15 protein-coding genes are annotated in these 19,321 nt (G+C 65.0%); 13 read left to right on the top strand and 2 right to left on the bottom strand.

Translation table 11 applies throughout. The features are described 5' to 3' along the window. Positions 1-135 precede the first annotated feature (135 nt). The 13 genes from HWX39_RS12100 (at position 136) to HWX39_RS12160 (ending at position 16,750) form a co-directional block, all read left to right on the top strand. Positions 136-1,182: a dehydrogenase gene (locus HWX39_RS12100; protein WP_175968307.1), complete on the top strand. Its 1,047-nt coding sequence runs from the start codon at positions 136-138 to the stop codon at positions 1,180-1,182. After that, positions 1,179-1,760 (top strand): D-sedoheptulose 7-phosphate isomerase, encoded by a 582-nt coding sequence (locus HWX39_RS12105; RefSeq protein ID WP_175968308.1) that lies wholly within the window; start codon positions 1,179-1,181, stop codon positions 1,758-1,760. The genes HWX39_RS12100 and HWX39_RS12105 overlap by 4 nt, the downstream gene beginning before the upstream one ends. Beyond that, complete coding sequence (locus HWX39_RS12110; protein WP_244134973.1) at positions 1,757-2,488, top strand: nucleotidyltransferase family protein; 732 nt, start codon at positions 1,757-1,759, stop codon at positions 2,486-2,488. The genes HWX39_RS12105 and HWX39_RS12110 overlap by 4 nt, the downstream gene beginning before the upstream one ends. Next, entirely contained in the window at positions 2,478-3,050 is a 573-nt protein-coding gene (gene gmhB, locus HWX39_RS12115; protein WP_175968310.1) for a D-glycero-beta-D-manno-heptose 1,7-bisphosphate 7-phosphatase, read from the top strand. The genes HWX39_RS12110 and gmhB overlap by 11 nt, the downstream gene beginning before the upstream one ends. Before the next feature lie 235 nt (positions 3,051-3,285). Beyond that, entirely contained in the window at positions 3,286-5,508 is a 2,223-nt protein-coding gene (locus HWX39_RS12120) for a GNVR domain-containing protein (protein ID WP_175968311.1), read from the top strand. A gap of 24 nt (positions 5,509-5,532) precedes the next feature. Continuing rightward, complete coding sequence (locus tag HWX39_RS12125) at positions 5,533-6,714, top strand: glycosyltransferase (RefSeq protein WP_175968312.1); 1,182 nt, start codon at positions 5,533-5,535, stop codon at positions 6,712-6,714. Positions 6,715-6,725: 11 nt separating this feature from the next. Continuing rightward, positions 6,726-8,159 (top strand): DUF6418 domain-containing protein, encoded by a 1,434-nt coding sequence (locus HWX39_RS12130; RefSeq protein ID WP_175968313.1) that lies wholly within the window; start codon positions 6,726-6,728, stop codon positions 8,157-8,159. After that, the gene (locus tag HWX39_RS12135) at positions 8,156-9,394 is read left to right on the top strand and encodes a hypothetical protein (protein WP_175968314.1); all 1,239 of its coding nucleotides are present in this window, start codon (positions 8,156-8,158) and stop codon (positions 9,392-9,394) included. The genes HWX39_RS12130 and HWX39_RS12135 overlap by 4 nt, the downstream gene beginning before the upstream one ends. Positions 9,395-9,512: 118 nt before the next feature. Then, complete coding sequence (locus HWX39_RS12140) at positions 9,513-10,721, top strand: glycosyltransferase (RefSeq protein ID WP_175968315.1); 1,209 nt, start codon at positions 9,513-9,515, stop codon at positions 10,719-10,721. A gap of 239 nt (positions 10,722-10,960) precedes the next feature. After that, a complete protein-coding gene (locus tag HWX39_RS12145) occupies positions 10,961-12,751 on the top strand; it encodes an alpha/beta fold hydrolase (RefSeq protein WP_175968316.1) in 1,791 nt (596 codons plus the stop codon). 170 nt (positions 12,752-12,921) lie between these two features. After that, positions 12,922-14,088, top strand: a complete 1,167-nt coding sequence (locus tag HWX39_RS12150; protein WP_175968522.1) for an acyltransferase — start codon at positions 12,922-12,924, stop codon at positions 14,086-14,088. Positions 14,089-14,238: 150 nt separating this feature from the next. After that, on the top strand, positions 14,239-15,453 hold the full coding sequence (locus tag HWX39_RS12155; protein WP_175968317.1) for a glycosyltransferase: 1,215 nt from the start codon (positions 14,239-14,241) through the stop codon (positions 15,451-15,453). 13 nt (positions 15,454-15,466) lie between these two features. Continuing rightward, a complete protein-coding gene (locus tag HWX39_RS12160; RefSeq protein WP_175968318.1) occupies positions 15,467-16,750 on the top strand; it encodes a hypothetical protein in 1,284 nt (427 codons plus the stop codon). A gap of 24 nt (positions 16,751-16,774) precedes the next feature. Here the strand turns inward: HWX39_RS12160 and HWX39_RS12165 are convergent, their stop codons facing one another. Both HWX39_RS12165 and HWX39_RS12170 read right to left on the bottom strand, forming a co-directional pair. Next, positions 16,775-18,331, bottom strand: coding sequence for a mannose-1-phosphate guanylyltransferase/mannose-6-phosphate isomerase (locus HWX39_RS12165; RefSeq protein WP_244134975.1), 1,557 nt, complete (start codon positions 18,329-18,331; stop codon positions 16,775-16,777). Beyond that, on the bottom strand, positions 18,328-18,912 hold the full coding sequence (locus tag HWX39_RS12170; RefSeq protein ID WP_244134976.1) for a drug:proton antiporter: 585 nt from the start codon (positions 18,910-18,912) through the stop codon (positions 18,328-18,330). Before HWX39_RS12170 ends, HWX39_RS12165 begins: the two co-directional genes overlap by 4 nt. Between the last annotated feature and the right edge of the window lie 409 nt (positions 18,913-19,321).

The following is a 19,321-nucleotide window of genomic DNA, read 5'->3' on the forward strand; positions in this document are numbered from 1 at the left end:
CTGGTCATGCGCATTCGTGGTCCGGCACCGGTGCCCGGCGCGATGCGTCAGGCGAGCGGCCCGGCATGTACGACGGACGCGCGGGTCGGGCACGGCATCGCGCCGGCTTCCGACTCATTGCCTGCGAGAAATTTCATGACACGCTTCATTGCCCGTTCGAGGGCTCCTTTGCGGTTGGGTTTGGGCGGCGGCGGAACCGATGTGCCGCCTTATTCGGACCGGTTCGGCGGTCTGGCGCTCAATGTGACGATCGAAAAATTCGCGTATGCATCGATCGCGCCGCGCGACGACGCGAAGGTCGAACTGGTGGCGGCCGATACCGACACACGGTGGATCGGTCCCGTCTCGCCGGTGCTCGAGGTGCAGAACGGACTCGGCTTGCACGTCGGTGTCTACAACCGGATCGTCAGGGATTTTCATGGCGGCCACCCGTTGGCCGTCACGATCACGACGTGCTCCGAAGCACCGCCGGGATCGGGGCTTGGATCGTCGTCGACGATCGTCGTCGCGCTGGTCAGGGCGTTCTGCGAACTGCTGTCGTTGCCGCTCGGCGAATACGACATCGCACACCTTGCGCACGACATCGAACGAGAGGATCTCGGGCTTGCCGGCGGCAAGCAGGATCAGTATGCGGCGACCTTCGGCGGGCTGAACTTCATGGAGTTCTACGGCGACCGCGTGATCGTCAATCCGTTGCGGATCAAGCAGGAAATCAAGGCCGAGATGGAGGCGTCGCTGGTGCTGTATTACACCGGCGTCTCGCGCGAGTCGGCCAACATCATCAAGGAACAGAGCAGCAACGTGACGGAAGGCGTCGTCGATTCGCTGGCCGCGCTGCACGAAGTGAAGGATGAAGCCGTCCGGATGAAAGAGGCCGTGCTGCGCGCCGATTTCGACGCGTTCGCCGCGTCGATGCGCGACGCATGGGAATCGAAGAAGCGGATGGCGAAAAACATCTCGAACTCGATGATCGACGACCTGTACAAGGTCGCGGTCCGCGCCGGCGCGAAGGCCGGCAAGGTGTCCGGCGCCGGCGGCGGCGGTTTCATGATGTTCTTCGTCGATCCGGTCGAACGGTCGGCCGTGATGCGTGCGCTGGATACATACAAAGGAATCAACGGCCAGGTGCTCAACTGCACGTTCACGGATATCGGCGCGCAGTCGTGGAGAAAGAATCAATGACGATCGGAGTAGAGAGCGAAATTCGCCAGACGCTGTCGGTTTTGACGGCGCTCGTGTCCGACCGCGAGCAACTGGCGCGGATCGAACAGGTGGCGGATCGGGTGACGGAGGCGCTGCGCAGGGGCAACAAGATCCTGCTCGCGGGCAATGGCGGCAGCGCGGCGGATGCACAGCATATCGCCGGCGAATTCGTCAGCCGTTTCAACTTCGACCGACCGGGGCTCGCGGCCTTTGCACTGACCGTGGACAGCTCGGTCATGACCGCGATCGGCAACGACTACGGATACGAGAAGCTGTTCGAGCGCCAGATTCAGGCGACGGGGCGTCCCGGCGACATCTTCTGGGCCTATTCGACGTCCGGGCGTTCGCCGAACATTCTCCGTGCGCTGGAAGTGGCCAAGGCGGCCGGCATGTTCTCGGTCGGGTTCACCGGCAACGGGCCCGGTGCGGCCGAGATGCGTCAGCGTGCGGACATCAGCATCGAGATTCCGTGCGCGTCGACCCCGAAGATCCAGGAAGGGCATCTCGTGTGCGGCCACATCATTTGCGGCATCGTCGAAGAGCGGATCTTCGGATGAGCACGATGTTGCCATGCCTGATCCTGGCGGGTGGCCTCGGCACGCGGCTGCGCCCGGTGTTGGGCGACACGATGCCGAAGGCACTCGCCTCGATCGATGGCGAGCCGTTTCTGTGCTGGATGCTACGCGGGCTCCAGCAGCAAGGCGTGACGGACGTGGTGCTGTCGCTCGGCTACGGCAGCGGCCCGATCAAGGAACTCGTGACGTCCCGCGACTTCGGGCTCGCGATTTCCGTGGTCGAGGAAGACGAACCGCTCGGCACCGGCGGCGCGATCGTTCACGCGATGAAGGCCCACGGTGCGCCCGACATGATCGTGATGAACGGCGACACGTTGTCGAATCTGGATCTGAAGTCGTTGTCGGCGTTCTATCGCGCGACGGGTCCCGACCTCGTCGTGGCGGCGGCGCAGGTCGATGACGCTTCGCGCTACGGCACGCTCGATTTCGATGCGGCGTCGCGCCGGTTGGCGGCGTTCCGCGAGAAGCGTCCGGGACAGGGCTACATCAACGCTGGCACGTATGTCGTCAATGCGGGCAAGCTGCTTGGCTTCGATCACCCGGCGAAATTCTCGTTCGAACAGGATTTCCTGGGCGAGCGGGTCGCCGCGCTCGACATCCGCGTGTTCCCCGAGGTCACGGAGTTCATCGATATCGGGGTGCCGGCGGATTATGCGCGTGCGCAAACCGTCATTCCGCTGATGCTGGAGACCGGGACCAGTGAAGCGTAAAGCCCTTTTCCTGGATCGCGACGGCGTGATCAACGTCGACTACGGCTACGTCCATCGGCAGCAGGACTGCGTGTTCGTCGACGGGATCTTCGATCTCGTGCAGCTGGCCAATGCGACCGGCCACCGGGTGGTCGTCGTGACGAATCAGGCCGGAATCGGCCGCGGGTATTTTTCCGAGTTGCAGTTCGTCGCGTTCATGAACTGGATGCGCCGGAGTTTCGAGGAGCGCGGCGCGAGAATCGACCGCGTCTATTTCTGCCCGCATCACCCGGAGGCCGGTATCGGTCGCTACCGGCAGGCATGCGCGTGCAGGAAACCGCAGCCCGGGATGCTGAACGACGCACGGCGCGATCTCGACCTGGATATGTCCACCTCGATCCTGGTCGGCGACAAGCGATCCGATCTCGATGCCGGCGCACGCGCCGGCGTGGGGCGCCGCTTCCTGTTCGTCGGCGACCGGCCCGGCCGCGCGGAAACCGAATCGGGCATCGACGTCGTGACGCGGCTGTCCGACATCGGCGCGGCGCTGGAAGAGACCGGAATCGCTGCCGCGCGTGTTTAGGCGTGGCGGCAGGATCGACGGCTGCATGCCGGAATGAAACGAACGAGGCCGCGATAACGGCTTGCCGGCCGTTGTGCCGATTCGAGCGGAAACATCCGGGGAATTCAGGTTTCCGGCACGGTGGATCCCCGGTCGGCACTGAAGGGTTTTCAGCCGGATTTTCAAAGAAATGAATGTGAACAACAACGCGCGCAAAGCGGCGAAGCCAGCCGGATCTTCGATTCTGGAGTTCAGCATGAAGATGGACCGACCTGCATTGACCGGGCACCCAAACGAAACGAAACCTGTTTCCCGGCATGTGACGCGGTTGTCGCCGATCGACTTGCTGGAGAACGTGCTCGACAACGGGCGCCTCTTCGCAGCCGTCTTCGCGACATGCCTGCTGCTGGCGATCGTCTATTCGATCGCGGCAACGCCGGTGTATTCGGCCGACACGCTGATCCAGATCGAGGAAAACAAGGCCAGCGCGCTGGGTTCGCTGTCGTCGATCTCGAAGGCGCTGGATATTCAGAATTCGGCCGTGGTCGGCGAAATCGACATCGTCCGCTCGCGCTCGGTCGTGATGGAAGCGATCAACGCGACGGGTGCCCAGGCCGAGGTGTCGGTCGAGAACCGCTTCCCGCTCGTCGGCGGCCTCATCGGCGCGTTCCTGTCGAAGGACGCCGATGGTCTCGCCGAGCCGCCGCTCGGGATGTCGTCGTGGGCGTGGGGCGGCGAGCGTCTTGAATTCAGGACGTTCGAGGTTCCGTCCGCGCAGATCGGCAAGGCACTGACGTTCGATTATCTCGACGACAACCGGTTTCGGCTGAAGGATCGTAGCGGCAGGGAAGTGCTGAGCGGCGTGGTCGGCGTGCCGAGCGCGAGCAACGGTTATCAGGTCGACGTGGCGCGGATCGTCGCGCGCCCCGGTACCGAATTCCGCGTGCGGTGCGTGGCCGCCGACGTTCGCCTTGACGCGATCCTGAAGAAACTGGGCGTGACCGAGACGAAACGGCAGTCGGGCATCATGCAGCTGAATTTCGAGGATGCGGATCCGATCTTCGCTGCCCGCATGCTCAATGCGATCGCCGCGGCCTATCTGAGCTTCAACGCACGACGCCGTGCCGACGATGCCGAGCGCAGCCTCACGTTCCTCAACGCACAGATGCCGATCGTCAGGGCCCGGCTGCAAAAGGCCGAGCAGGCGTTGAACGCGTTCCGCAATCAGCAGGGTTCGATCGACGCGCAGGGCGACGTCAGCCTGCTGGTCGATCAGCTCGCGTTCGTCGACAAATCGCGGCTCGAGACCAAGCTCGAATACCAGGACCTGTTGTCGAAATACGTTCCGGGGCAACCGCAGGTCGTCGCGGCGTCCAACAAGCTGAAGGAGCTCGACAAGCAGGCCGCCGCGCTGAAGGACAAGGCGGCGCGCCTGCCGTCGCAACAACAGACGTACCTGCGCCTCGCGCGCGACGTCGAGGTCAACAATCAGCTGTATGTCGGGCTGCTGAACAACGCGCAGCAGTTGCAGATCGCGGAAGCCGGGACGGTCGGCAACGCATCGATCGTCGACAAGGCGGTCGTCAGCGACAAGCCGGTCCGGCCGAAGCGCCTGATCGCGATCCTGGCCGGCGCCCTGATCGGGCTGATGCTGGGCTTCCTGGCCGCGCAGGGCCGTGCATTGCTGTCCGGGCGCATTCGCGATCCGCACGACCTGGAAGCGGCGTTCGGTATTCCGATGCTCGGCATCCTGCCGAATTCGCGACGCCAGGCCGACGCGGATGCGAACCGCACGCCGGCCTTCATCGCGACGAAGGAGCCCGCCGACGTGCCGCTGGCCGATGCGATGGACAGCCTCGCGCTGACGTTGCGGCACCGGCTGGCCGCCTATGGCGGCGACGCGAAGGTCGTGCTGGTGTCGTCCGCGGCGCCCGCGCAGGGCAAGTCGATGATCGCCGCCAATCTCGCCTACCTGTTTTCCGAGAGCGGGCTCAAGACGGTGATCGTGGACGCCAACGTGCGCGCACCGGGGCTGCATCGCTACTTTCCGGTGACCGCGACGAAGGGTCTGTCCGAGGTGTTGAAGGGGGCGCTGCCGGCCGAGGAGGCGATCACCCGCGCGACCGAACGCCTCGATGCGCTGTCTGCCGGAAAGCCGAGCGCGTCGACGCGCAATCTGTTCGACGTGGGCCGCCTCGACAAGCTGGCCGCGTCGTTGCGAGGCCGGTACGACATGATCGTCGTGGATGCGCCGTCGGCGCTTCCGGTGGGCGATATCGCGGCATTGTCGCGCATCTCCGACATGACACTGCTGGTGGCGCGGCAGGGTTCGGCCAGTTCGGCCGGCATGACGGATGCGCTCGAGAGCCTGCGCAAGGTCGGCGTGCGCGTCGACGGGCTGGTGTTCAACGGCTTCGAGCCGTCGCCGTTGCATGGCGTTCGCCGAATCGGCGCCGGCTTCGCCGCGGCACGCACGTGATCGCGCGGGCGAGGAGCGCATCGCATGAGTGAATCGATGGCAAGCAAGGATGGACTGCGACGCGCGTCGCAAGCGGTGCGGGTCGTGTGGTTTCTCGGGCCGCGGCCGGTGAGCTGGAACGGCGTGATGCGGTACAGCCTCAAATGCATCGACTTCATCCCGGCATTTGCGGGGTTCGAGGTCGAGCCGATCGACATTCCGGCCGAGCCGCGTTCGCTGCGGCGCTACTGGACGCAGTTCGTGCTGTATCCGCTGCGTGCGATGTCGGCTGCACGCGCGGGGCACTTCGTGATGCTCTATCAGGAGGACCTGGCCTTCATGATTCCGCTGATCCAGTGGGTCGGCGGACGGGTCGGCATCGTGCTTCATCACGTGCAGCGTCCCGGCCAGGTGCGCGGCGTGGTCGAGAAGCTGAAGAACGCGTATATGCGGTTGACGCAGTCGCTGATCGCGACGGCGGACGTGGTGCTCGCGCCGTCGGAGGTGACGGCGCAAGAGGCGCTGGCGGAGCTTCGTATCCAGGCCGACCGGATGCAGGTCGTACCCAATGCGTTCGACGATCGTTATGCGCCGATCGACGCCGGCGTACGCGAACAGGCGCGCGCGGCGCTGCTGGCACGCTTCGGCATCCGGATCGGCGAAGCGCTGGTCGTGCTGAACGTCGGCTCGGATGAAACGCGCAAGAACAACGCGACGCTGTTTCGCGCGCTGGCGTCGCTCGGGCGCAAGGACGTCGTGGTGCTGCGCGTGGGCAGTGCGCAAAACCAGGCCAACCGCGACGAGTGCCGGGCCATCGCCGCGCAGGCAGGCATTGTCGCCCATTTCGTCGAGAACGTCGGCGACGACGATCTCGGTCATTTCTTCCAGGCGTCGGACCTGTACGTGTCGCCGACGCTGCACGAAGGTTTCGGCCGCACGGTGATCGAGGCGCAGTTCGTCGGCGTGCCGGTCGTCGCATCGGATCTGCCGGTGTATCGCTACACGATGGGGGATTCGTTCGTGGCCGTTGCCGATCCGATGGATGCGGCCGAATGGGGCCGGCAGATCGAGCGCGTCGCGGGCGACCCGACCCTCCGCGCGAGACTGGTGAGCGACGGGCGGGCGAACGCACGGCGTTTTTCGTCTCGCGCGGTCAGCGCGCAGCTGCACGACGTGCTGGACCGGGTCGTGCACGACGGTTCGCGCGCACGCCGGGCCGAAGCGTGAAAGAGGCGGTGATGCGAACGATTCGAGCCGACGGCAGGGTCGAAGCGGCATTGGGGCTGACCGTCTCGACGCTGTTCGTGCTCGCGTTGACGGTCAACGCGATGCTGCCGGCGCTCGGCCTGATGGAACCGAGCGCGACCTGTACGTTGCTGTTGGCGGTGACGGGGGTGATCGCGCTGATCGTCGCGCTTCCGGTGTTCGCCGTGTCGATGCTTTACCCGCTGGTGATCGGGTTGACCGCTTTCGTGGCCGGCGTGGGGATCGAATCCGGCGGGTTTCTCCGGGAAACGGACATCTTCGGCGTCGCGAACGGCGCGTTCAGCCGGTTGCTGTCGTTCTACGTGATTTTCGTTGCGTGTGCGCGGTTCGGATTCGGCCGGTTTCTGAAGGTGCGTACCGCGCACGAGCCGATCCGCGCGCGGATGACGCTCCAGCCGATCAGCGTCGCACTCGGCCTGGGGCTGGTCGCCGCGATCCTTGCCACGGGCGTGCTGGCGGGCTTGTCGGGCGGCTTTGCGGTGCTGAGCGGCATCAACCGCTACGCGCTGCGCAACGATGCGTCGAACAGTACGCTGTTCAACCTGTTCCTGAACAACCAGACCTTCGTTGCCGTGCTGCTCAGTACCTTCGGCACGAGTTCGAACAAGACCGTGCGATGGGTGTCCGTCTTCATGATGGTCGCCGATCTGGTGCTCGAGGCGTTGCACGGCGAGCAGTTCATGGCCGTATTGCATGTGTGCCTGACCTTCCTGACCCCGCTCGTCGCGATTCAGGCGATGAACGGCAAGCCGGTGATGCGCTATCTGGGAATCGGCTCGGCCATCGCGCTCGTGATCGGCGGCGTGTCCGTGTTCTACGCGTACAAGGGGCAGGGGCTGGACATCGCCGAGACGATGATGTCGCGTTTTCTCGAGCAGGGGCAGGCGTGGTACGTGGTGGACGGCGACGCGCATCTGTTCGGCGCGCCGCCGCTCGGCGGGATGGCGGCGTTCGGGCGTTTCGTGGCATCGCTCGGCTCGTTCACGGAACCGACGTTCTTCAGCGATGCGCCGGTGAGCGGCTTGCGCGACCTGATGCTGTCGTACGGCACGCCGGAGATCCTGAAGGCCTACGTGTTCGACGACGTCACGTTCACGATGGGAAACATGGCGGTGCCGGTCTACTGGTTCGGCTATGCGGGCGGTGCGCTCTTCGTTGCCTTGACCGGCGCGATATACGGTGCGGTGAGCGCGATGCTGATTCAGGTCGCGATGCGCGGCGGTGTCGTGATGCTGTGGTTGACCACGAAGATCTTTGCCTACGCAACCTACTCGATCCAGCAAGGCGACTACTGGACGCTGTTCGGGGCGCGCACGCTCTTCTACCTGCTGATCGCGCTGATCTGGTGGGTGTGCATCGACGCGAGGCGCTCGAACGCCGATGCGACGCGGACGGGGATATCTTGAACGCGTTCGTCAGGCTCCTGTTTTCGTCGTTCGCGGGCGTGGTGTGCGAGAAGATCATCGGGGCGCTCGCCGCGATCGCGAGCAATCACTTGTTCGCGAACATCTACGGCGCGCGCCTGTTCGGCGAACTGCAGTTCGCGCTGTCGCTCGCCTATGTGATCGGCAGCGTCGCGCTGATCTTCGGCGCGCAGGTGATCCAGCCGATCCTCGGCAAGCACCCGCGTTTGCGGCACATGGTCGTCTACCGCGCGTTTCGTCTTCGGCTGGCACTGACGCTGGCCGTCATGCTGCTGTTCATGGGCATCGTGCTGATCGTCATGCGCCCGTCGAGCGTGTCCGAGCTTACGTTGATCGCGGCCTTCGCGTTGATCGTGGAGCCGATCGCGCTCGGCTCGCTGATGGCCTATGCCGAATCCAAGCCGTGGGTCATCACACGGGCGCGAGCCTATGCGAGCTGTGTCCGGGTGCTGTGGCTGTACGTCGCGGCACATGCGTCGATGGGCGTGATCGTGGCCGCGTTCGCGTGGCCGCTCGAGGCGTGCGTGGCCGCCGCAGCGCCGTTCAGTCGTTATCGCTCGCTGGCGCTGAAGTCGCCCAGACCGTTTCGCGGCGATGCAGCCGTGACGAAAGCGCTGGTCGTGCGCGGGCTGAGGATCTGGCCGGCCATCGCGGCCAGTGTCCTGGTATTGCGGATGGACCGGCTGCTGCTCGGCGTGCTGGTCTCGAAGGCGGATCTCGGCATCTACGCGTCGGCAGCGTCGCTGGTCGAGCAGTGGAATTCGGTCGGAACGACGCTGGCACTGGCGTTGGCGCCGAGCATGGTCTTTGCGGCGCGGACCGAGTCGCTCGTGCGCGCCAAGGCGTTCAAGCTCGGCCTGTATCTCGGCCTGGTCGGCTGTGCCGCATGGGTGGGCAGCTATTTCATCGGCCAGAAAGTGTTCCTGATGATCTACGGGCCCGCGTTCGTCCACGGCGTGCCGATCATGATCTACGCGACCGGATGCTCGATCGCCACGTTCGTCGATGCGGGGTTGAGCACGTGGCTGCTGGCCGTGCGCCGTTACCGGCTCGTCATGATCAAGCAGGTGCTGATCGTCGCAGCCATCGTCGCCGCGCCGTTCGTCATGCCGCGCTCGCTGGTGATGTATGCGCCGTCGACGGGCATCGCCGTATCGCTGCTCGTCTTCTGGAGCATCGTTCTCGGGAATCTCGCGTACAACCGGGAGCGCGCATGAACAGCCGCTTTCGTGCAGCCGGTGGTTCGCCGCGTCGGCGGCCGGCCGAACGCGCGTGCCGCGATTCGCGTGCGGTGAATGCAATGAAAAGGGTTGTGGATCGATGGAGGGGCCGCTCGTGAAGAATCGGGTGCTGATGGTGATGACGCGGGACATTCCGCAGGAAGTGACGAACGGGCGGGAGCGTACGCTGAGCTTCATCCGGAAGGCGCTTGGCGACCAGACGGAAGTGGCCGAATTCAAGATTCGCTCCGTGTTCGAGGATGGAGGCTTGCGCGCGAAGATCGGCGCGGCGGTGCGCGTCGGATGGAGCGTGTTGCGCGGCGCGCCGTGCGCGCTTCAGGTGGCGATGTTCTCGCACCCGAGCAAGCGGACCGCGCTGTTGCACGCCGTCGATGCGTTCAAGCCGGATGTGATCTATTTCGACGGCATCCGGCTGGTGGATTACGCGATCCTGGTTCGGCGCAACGTGCCCGCATGCCGGATCGTCGTGGATTTCGACGATCTCATGTCGCGCCGCGCGACCATCCTGCGCGAGCAGGATTTTCCGCTGTCGGCCGGGTATCTGGAGAAATCGATTCCGGGGCCGTTCGTCAGGCTCGCCAACGCGAAGATGATCCGCAACGCATTCCTGGGTTATGAAGCGTTCGCGCTCAAGCGGCAGGAGCGCGCGGCGATCGGGTCGTCGAATGCGGTCACGCTCGTTTCCGCGGAAGATGCGCATTCGTTGCGGATGTCGCTCACCGACGACGAAGCGATCAAGACGCATGTGATTGCCCCGCCGATGAATTCGCTGAAACCGGTGCGTTATCCGGCGGCACCGTTGCGGTTCGTGTTTATCGGTTCGGACCGCCAGTTGCAGAACCGGCTCGCAATCGAGTACCTGGTGGCGTTATGGGCGCGCGTCAGGCCGGCCACGCCGCTGGTGATTTTCGGGCGCATGACCGGTCGATACGATCCCGTTACGAATGTCGAATTCGCCGGATTTGCGCCGACGCAGGCGGACGTCTATACCGGCTCCTCCATCGCGCTGTGTCCCGCGTTCCTTCGCGGCGGCATCAAATCGAAGGTGCTGGAGGCCATTTCGTACGGGTGCGTGCCGGTCGGAAACGAAGCCGCGTACGAAGGACTCGGATTCCACGACGACGCGCTTGCGATGAGCGAAGCGCGGCTGGAGCGGTTCGTCGCCGAACCGTCCGCGGATCTGGGTGATGTCGTCGAAGCGGCGACGCGATTCGCGGCCTATTGCGAGCAGCACTTCAGCATGTCGGTATTCGATCGGCGTTGGCGCGACCTGATCGCGCCTGCGCCGGGCAGCCCGTCGTGACGGGCCGGGCAGTGCGCCGCGCCCGATCCAACCGGAATGTCGGCGCAATGGAACGGAGGGCCTAGATGTCGTGATCTGAACGGTTCGCGGATGGCCGGTTTCCGGATCCTTGCATGGGGATGTCTGACTACCGGAAAGGGGAAAGCCTTCCGCGAGCGACTTGCCGTCCTTCGGCCGATCGATTCGGCACCTCGGCCGAAGGATGCGATATCTCATTCTTCACCGATACCTAATTAAAAATGAGACCGATCATATTTGGCGGGCGGTTCGGATGGCTGCATCCGGGCGAAGGGACGAGGGGTGTCGTCCTGTGCAACGCTTACGGGCACGAATCCGTCTGGAGTCACGGCGGCATGCGGAGCCTGGCGGACCGTCTGTCCGCCAGCGGGATTCCGGTGCTGCGTTTCGATTACCGTGGAACGGGCGATTCCGACGGGGCCGATGGCGCGAGCGACCAGTTCGAGACGGCCGTCGACGATGTGCGCGCGGCCATCGCGCGGCTTCGCGAAGAAACGGGCATTACGCGGGTGACACTGTGCGGCCTGCGGCTGGGCGCGGCATTCGCGCTGCTCGCGGCGAGCCAATGCGACGTGGATGCGCTCGTGCTGCTGGCTCCGGTGGCGAGCGGGCGCAGCTACGTGCGCGAGTTGTCGATCATGCGCAACATCTGGCTCGACCAGTTGCCGGCGCCATTGCGTGAGGCCCAACCGAAAGACGCGCCATTCAACGTGCTCGGGCAGGTCTACAGTCCGGTGTTCCGTGCGCGGCTCAATGCGTTCGACGCGGTCGATGCGTTGAAGGATTACGTACGCGCGCCGGCACCGGACACGCTGATCGTCGACGTGAATGTCGGCGGCAGCGAACCGCTGAAAAAGAAGCTGGAAGCGCTGGGCAGTGAAGTCGAGTCGAGGTCGTTCGAAGGCTACGCCGCGTTCATGCAGGAAACGACGTTCTCGAGCATGCCGACGCGTGTATTCGACGCCGTGGTCGATTGGATCGCGGCCAGGGAGGCCGGGCAGGCGCCGTCGCCCGGCGTCGCGTTGAAAGCGGATTGGGATTCCGGCCTGATGCTCCGGACGCCGGAAGCCTGCGAACAACCGGTCAGGTTCGGCGTTGCCGGCTTGTTCGGCATCCTGTGCATGCCGCCGGCCATGCGCGATCGTGGCCCGGTTCTGCTGATCACGAACACGTCGGCCAGCGCGCATGTCGGCGACAGCCGGCTATCGGTACGCATCGCCCGGGAACTGGCGCGTCGCGGCATCGCGTCGCTGCGGTTCGACGGACGCGGGATCGGCGACAGTGTATCCGGGTGTGGTGCTCGCGCGCCGGTCTATTCGAGTGCCGTCGTCGAGGATGTCGCGACGGCTGCCCATTGGTTGAAGGAACAAGGCTATCGCCACGTCGTGTCCTTCGGCATCTGCTCGGGCGCATACAGCGCGTTGCGTGCGGCCCTCTTGGGGGGCGCGCTGTCGGGTGTCATATCGGTGAACCTGCAGAGTTTCCATATGCCCGACGACATGCCGACTGACGCGTTGCGCAGGCATCGACCCAATTCGATCGCCGGTTACCGGTCGTCGTTCTTCGAGCTGAAGAAATGGAAGCAGGTGCTGAGCGGCGATCGAAAGATCATGCCGTTCGTGCGGCTCGTCATGAAGCGCATGGCGACGTTTGCGGCGGTCCGGATCGGCGCGTGGCGACGCCGGATCGCCGGATGGTCGTGCGCGGAGACGATACCGGTCGATCCTCATGAAATCCTGCGTACGTTGCAGCGCAAGGAGGTGAGCACCCTGTTCATATGCGGCGCATACGACAGCAGTCTGGACCTGATGACGATGTATTTCGGCCCGCGCGGAAAGCGGCTGTCGCGCTACTCGGGCGCGCGCACGGTCGTGCTCGACGATCTCGATCACAGTCTGTTCGGTTCGCATGCGGTCGAACGGGTGGTCGGGTTGTGCAGCGAATTCGTCAAGGGTCTCGATTCCCGCCGCGCGTCGCTCGGCAGGATCGTCAAGGCTGAATCCCCCGCGTGATACGAGGCCGGCGCCGGTTTTTGCCACGTGCGCCGGCCTCGTCGTTGCCCGGCGGAACGCGATATCGCCACGGGGCTATGTCAGATGTCGCACAGTTGGCGAGCGGGTGCGGTGATACGGTAACTCGCCTGTCCCTGGCCACGCTGCCTGCCCACTATACGACCCCAACGATGAACTCCAAAGGCTCCGGACGTCTGGATCATATCGACGCGATGCGCGCCGTCGCGGTCCTGCTCGTCATCTGGACGCACTTCGCCGAGCGGTTCGTCGCGCTGGCGGGCGCCCAACAATGGCTCGACACTCTGCAACGCTCCCTCAATTTCGGGCGGATCGGCGTCGTGGTGTTCTTCGGCATCAGCGGCCTGCTGATTCCGAGCAGCCTGCGCGGCGCGCTTGGACAAGGCACGCGGCGCTTCCTGATCCGCCGCTTCCTGCGGTTGTATCCGGCGTTCTGGTTGTCCATTCCGGTCGGCTGCCTCGTCTTCTGGACGTTGTTCGGAAAACCGGTAAGCGCGTCGCTTCTCGTTGCCAACGCAACGATGATTCCGACCGCGTTCGGGCAGGAGCCGGTCATGGGACATTACTGGACGCTCGAAACGGAGCTGTATTTCTACGCGCTGTGTCTCGTGTTGTTCTGGTGGGGCGGGCTGCACCGGATGCGCGATCTCGCGCTCGTCTGCATCGCGCTGTGCACGGTATTCGTGATCACCCTCGGGTTGCGCATCATTCCCGAGAATGCGCTGGGCCAGTACAAGGCCATGCTGTATCACCTCGCGATCATGTTCTGGGGCGCCTGTTTTCGTCAGGCGTACGACCATCCGCTCGACGTGTTGCGTGTGAGATGGGGGCGCGGCGAGCATGCCGGAATCACGCTGACCTACCGGTCCGTGGTTGGCCTGCTGGCGGCGATGATCGTGGGCGTCGCACTGCTTGGAGCCGCCAACGATTGGCGGCATCACAACCTGGTTCATCTGCCGTCGTCGCTCGCTTACGTGATCGGCATCGTGATATTCGCGGCAATGGCGACGGTATTGAAGATCCGCGCGCGGTCTTTCGCGAAGCTGGGCGAAGTCAGCTACTCGATTTACCTGTTTCATGCGATCCCGCTGTTCGGGTTTTACTGGCTGTGCGAGCGCTATCAATGGACCGGGTGGCCGCTGGGCGTCTACATGATCGTGCCCGTTGCGCCGTTGATCGCGTTGTCGTACGCAAGCTACCGGTATTGCGAGGCGCCATGTGTCCGGCTTGCGCACCGTCTGACCACGTCGCGGCAACGCGGCGATCTGCCGGTCGGCAATCGTCAGGTCAACGCAGCGCAGGATCCGGTTCGAAACTGACCGGGCGCGGGAGCGTCGCGGCTGAAAGGAGCGACCCCGTGTCGCCTACGTGAATGGAATGGACTGCATGGAGTGGGAGATGAGGGTGGCGAGTGATGAAGGCGGCGTGCCGCGATATCGAATGTTTCAACCGATGTCCGGGAAGCCCAATTGAATAGCTTCCCGTCGGTTGACTCCCGCGCGGAAACGACGCGCATTGTCGTGATCAATGACTACGCGCGAAAGGGCGGCGCGGAAGAGGTCTACCGGACCTCCATCGAGATGCTGCGAAAGATTCCGGGCGTCTGCGTGTACTCGTTCGACGAGACGAATTTCCCGCCGGGCGAAGGCTCGCTGGCGCGCGGCTGGAACCGTGCCGCGGCGAGCGCCCTTGCGGCGCTGCTCGACGAGGTGCGCCCGCATCGCGTGCTCGTGCACAACTATCACAATCTGCTGACGCAATCGATCCTGCCGGTACTCGCGCGTTACCGCCGCGAACAGGGATTCCGCACGTATCTCACGTGCCACGACTACCACCTGGTCTTTTACAACCCGAATCTGCTGGCCTATCGCAACGGGCGCCCGGTGCCGGTGCCGGTCGATGCGCTGTCGAAGCCGGCGCGCCTGTTCAGGCTCGCGAGCCCTCGGGGCCGTATTCACGACACGGTGAAGAAACTGCACTGGCATGCGGTGTACGCCTATTGCAATCCGCAACACGTATTTGACCTGTTCCTGTGCCCGAGCCCGTATATGCGCACCGCGCTGGCACAGCGCGGCATCACGCGAAGCGCATTGCTGCCGAACCCGGTGAGCACGCTGGCGGAGCCGTTCCCGCCGCGCGTGTGTCATCGTGATCGGTTCGATCTCGCCTATGTGGGACGCCTCGATGCCGAGAAGGGCATTCACGAGTTCATCGAACTGGCGCGCCAGACCGGTTTTCATCGTATCGGCAGCCTGACGCTTTACGGCGACGGGGCGATGCGCGCGCAGCTCGAAGAGCGCCACCAGGATCTGGTTCAGGCGCAGCGGCTGCGCTTTGCCGGGCGGCTTGACCACGGCGAGCTGTTTCACGCACTGCGCGCACATGACGCGCTGGTGCTGCCGTCCGTCTGGGCCGAGAACGCGCCGCTCGTGCTGGTCGAGGCGGCCACGCTCGGCTTGCCGGTGCTCGCGCACGAGATCGGCAGTCTGTCGACGTTCGGCAGCGAGATCGGCAACAAGATCCTGTACCGGAATTCGCCGGCCGGCCTGACGAGCGCACTCGATGAGTTGAACCGTCATTTGCGCACCGACGATCGACACTACGATTGCTCGGCATACACGCCGTCGCGCTACGCGGCGCAGCTTGCGTCGTGGATGGAAATCGGCGGGCGACAGAACGTCTAGGAAGGAGAACATCATGCGGGCACTTCGACGCAACGCGGCGGCCGTGCTCGGCGCATTGGCCTTGTCGGCGGGGCACGGTTACGGCGACGAGCGGGTGGCGACGATCGCGCCCGCCAATACATCCGGCAGCCGCGATTTCAAGGGTTCATCGAATGGGCTGCTCGCCGGCACGTCTTCGATATCGAAAATCGATGTGCATACGTTGCTGTATCCGGGCAGCACGACCCGAGTGCTGGCCCACTACCTGCCGTGGTGGGGCCCCGACCCGCGCGGCGTGGACGTCGGCTATCGATCCGACGATCCTAGCCAGGCCTATCGTACCTTCGCCGACATGCAGTCGCGCGGTATCGACGGCGTGATCGTCGACTGGTACGGCCAGGGCCATTTCGTCGACACGGCGTGGCAGGCATCCATGCCCGAGCTGGCGAAGTTTCCCGGGATGACGTTCTCGATCATGATCGACAGCGGCAGCTTCAAGTTCAATGCATGTCACGGGTGCGACCTGACCGAAACGATCCTGAACAACCTCGCGTATATCAGCCGCGAATACTTCACGTCGACTCAGTATCTGCGTTACGACGGCCATCCGATCGTGTCCGAGTTCGGGATGGATGCGGTCGGGAAGGCGGACTGGGCGCGTATTCATGCCGCATACCCGGACGTCTACTGGATCCATACGCTTGCGCCGGGTTTCGATCTGCCGTACAGCAAGGGGGCGTATGTCTGGGAGCAGCCGTCGTCGTGGTCCGCGCCGCAACCGGCCGGCACGCGGCACGACCTGCTGTATCGCGATCGCTTCTACAACATCGCCCGGAACCAGCCGCCGGGGATGATCGCGGTCGGTGGCGTGTGGAGCGGGTTCGACGACAGGAAGGCGTCGTGGGGCGCCGCCGCGCCGCGCTTTCTTGCGCCTGCGTGCGGCCGCACCTGGCTCGACACGTTCAAGAGCATCAACGAGCGCTACAACGCGCGCCAGCAGCTCCCGTTCGTTCAACTGATTACGTGGAACGACTACGAGGAGGGGAGCGCGCTCGAAACCGGCATCGCCAGTTGCACGGAGATCGACGCGCAGCCGTTGGGCGCGAGCGTGACCGTCCGGATCACCCATCCGGACACCGTCGATCATCTGGAGCTCTACGAGCAGCTTGGTCCGTCGTCGTTCAGGCTGGTCGGACGCTATCCGGCCGATGCGACGAGCATGTCGCTGCCTGATACGCGGGCGGGCACGTATTTCGTCAAGGCGGTCGGCAAGCCGTTCATCCAGAACGTCGTTTCGGCGGCCATCGTCGTGCGCTGACGTGCGGGGATGCCGGCTGCGCCGCTATTCTGCCGTCGATCGAGCGAGCGGCGCCGCCATCGCCGCTTCGAGTTCCGCCGGCGGGCACGTCGGCCGGCCATATTGATCGTCGAAGCGGACGATGTCGTCCTCGCCGAGATAGTTGCCTGACTGCACCTCGATGATTTCGAGCGGGATCCGGCCGGGATTCTCGAGTCGATGCACTTCGCCGACCGCGATGTATGTGGACTCGTTCTCGCACAGCAGGAACGTCTCGTTGCCGCGCGTCACCTTCGCGGTGCCGCGCACGACGATCCAGTGCTCGGCGCGGTGATAGTGCATTTGCAACGACAGCTGCTTGCCGGGCTCGACCACGATCCGTTTCACCTGGAAGCGCTCGCCGAGATCGATCGAATCGTAATGGCCCCACGGCCGCTGCACCTTGCGGTGCTCGCTTGCCTGCGGGCGCCGGTCGGTCTTCAGGCGCGCGACGACGTTCTTCACGCGCTGCACGTCGTGCTTGTTCGCGACCAGCACCGCATCGGGCGTCTCGATCACGACGACGTCCTTCATCCCGACGCAGGCGATGAGGCGCCCCTCCGAGCGCACGAAGCTGTCCTGCGTATCCTCGAACACGATCGGGCCGCGCGCGACGTTGCCGTGATCGTCCTTCGGCATGATTTCCCAGATCGCATCCCAGGTGCCGACGTCCGACCAGCCGGCCGCGAGCGGCACCACGATGCCTTCGATACCGAGTTCGCCGTGTTCCGCGAGGCGCTCCATCACCGCGTAGTCGATCGAGTCCGACGGGCACGCGTCGAAGGCCGCCGCATCGATCCGGAAGAACGGATCCTCGGCGATGCCCGCACGCCATGCGGTTTCGCAGGCCGCGTGGATGTCAGGCGCGAGCGCGGCGATCGCCTTTAGCCAGACCGATGCGCGCGTGACGTAAATCCCGCTGTTCCACCAGTAGTCGCCCGATTGCAGATAGCGCTCGGCGAGCGCCGCGTCGGGCTTTTCGACGAAGCGACCGATCGCGTAGCCGCCCTGGCCGCCGTGGGGGCCCGTGCGCGGCTCGCCGACCTGGATGTAGCCGTAGCCCGTTTCGGCGCGGCGCGGCAGCACGCCGAGCGTGACGATTGCGCCTTCCTGTGCGTAACGGGCCGCACGCGCGATCGCATCCTGGAAGGCGCCGATGTCGGCGATCACATGATCGGCCGGCATCACCGCGAGCACGGGATCGTCCGCGAGCTGGCTTGCGTCGAGTGCCGCAAGCGTCAGCGCAGGCGCGGTATTGCGTGCGGCCGGCTCGAGCAGGATGCGGGCGGGTGCCGCGCGGCCGAGCACCTGTGCGGCACTCATGACACGATGCTGCTCGCCGCAGACCAGCAGCAGCGTGTCGCCCAGCGATGCATTCGCGATGCCGTTCAGGCGGCGCGCCGTCGCCGACAACGGCGATTCGTTCGAGGTCAGCTCGATCAACTGCTTGGGATACTGCTCGCGCGACAGCGGCCACAGCCGCGTGCCGGAGCCGCCCGCGAGAATCACCGGCAGGATGCACGGCAGGTCGGGCTCGGGAACCGGACGAAGGGTGCGGGTCATCGATTGGCTCCGGTGTCGGCGGGCTGCCGGTTGAGTGTGCGGCTGTCGGCTCGCGTGTCGTCGTTGCGCGACCGGTGTGCCGACACGGCTCGCGACAGCAGGTTGCGCAACGCGCCTGCAGCGCGGTCGGACGATCGCACCAGGCCGACGAATGGCGCCCCCTGTTCGAGATACGGGCCATAGGCCTTGCGGAATCCGAAACGCTTGTAGAACGCCTGACGCGGCGCCGGGACGTGCGTGCGCACCGCGGCCGCGGGCCACGCGGCCTGCGCGGCGGTGAGGGCGCGCTCGATCAGCCGCTCGAGCGTATCGTCGTCGCGGCGGCTCTCGCTCGTGAGCACCTTGTCGATCACGACGTCCGGGTCGATGTCGTCGCCGGGCAGGATGCGTGCGTAGGCCGCGACTTCCATGGTGTCGCCGTCGCGCGTGGTCGCATAGACATGCAGCGCGCCCGCGTCCTTGCCGTCGATGTCGAGATGCGTGTGCGCGTCCTCGACCACCAGCACGGCGTTGCGGGCGCGCAGGATTGCGTAGAGGTCGACGGCGCCCAGATGTTCGAATTCACAACAATGCCATTCCATGATGCTGTCCTCGCGTGATGCCTTCGGCATGCCTTGCCGCATGGACGCGATCGTCCCGTGCAGCGCGGCGATCCTCATCATCCGGGTACGCGCTGCGCCGGTCTGTTCGAAAGCGTACTCACGATCCGGATTCGCCTCGCCGGTGCGGCTTGCGCAGCCAGGAAGCGCCGCGCGAGCGCCGCAAGGTGCGGTAGCACACACCGGGATGGCCGGTGCTTTTTCATAATTGCCCCATCCTGGCTGCCCGCCTCGATGCGAGGCCAGTCAACATCGAATGTCAATAAAGAACCGGGGGCCGGACTTGAAGATTGCGAGCGTTCACGACGGGCCGGTCGTGCATGGCGGCGCCGGGCACACACTCACGCACGTGGTCGGCTGTACCGCGCAGGCCGACCGTGTGCCGCCTCGT

It is taken from the genome of Burkholderia sp. BCC0322 (assembly GCF_902833045.1).
Taxonomy (GTDB): domain Bacteria; phylum Pseudomonadota; class Gammaproteobacteria; order Burkholderiales; family Burkholderiaceae; genus Burkholderia.

Coding starts and splice junctions, on each gene's coding strand:
- HWX39_RS12125 (WP_175968312.1), top strand. CDS start 5,533: ATGAGTGAATCGATGGCAAGCAAGGATGGACTGCGACGCGCGTCGCAA.
- HWX39_RS12165 (WP_244134975.1), bottom strand. CDS start 18,331: ATGACCCGCACCCTTCGTCCGGTTCCCGAGCCCGACCTGCCGTGCATC.
- HWX39_RS12150 (WP_175968522.1), top strand. CDS start 12,922: ATGAACTCCAAAGGCTCCGGACGTCTGGATCATATCGACGCGATGCGC.
- HWX39_RS12145 (WP_175968316.1), top strand. CDS start 10,961: ATGAGACCGATCATATTTGGCGGGCGGTTCGGATGGCTGCATCCGGGC.
- HWX39_RS12100 (WP_175968307.1), top strand. CDS start 136: ATGACACGCTTCATTGCCCGTTCGAGGGCTCCTTTGCGGTTGGGTTTG.
- HWX39_RS12110 (WP_244134973.1), top strand. CDS start 1,757: ATGAGCACGATGTTGCCATGCCTGATCCTGGCGGGTGGCCTCGGCACG.
- HWX39_RS12105 (WP_175968308.1), top strand. CDS start 1,179: ATGACGATCGGAGTAGAGAGCGAAATTCGCCAGACGCTGTCGGTTTTG.
- HWX39_RS12130 (WP_175968313.1), top strand. CDS start 6,726: ATGCGAACGATTCGAGCCGACGGCAGGGTCGAAGCGGCATTGGGGCTG.
- HWX39_RS12120 (WP_175968311.1), top strand. CDS start 3,286: ATGAAGATGGACCGACCTGCATTGACCGGGCACCCAAACGAAACGAAA.
- HWX39_RS12160 (WP_175968318.1), top strand. CDS start 15,467: ATGCGGGCACTTCGACGCAACGCGGCGGCCGTGCTCGGCGCATTGGCC.
- HWX39_RS12170 (WP_244134976.1), bottom strand. CDS start 18,912: ATGGAATGGCATTGTTGTGAATTCGAACATCTGGGCGCCGTCGACCTC.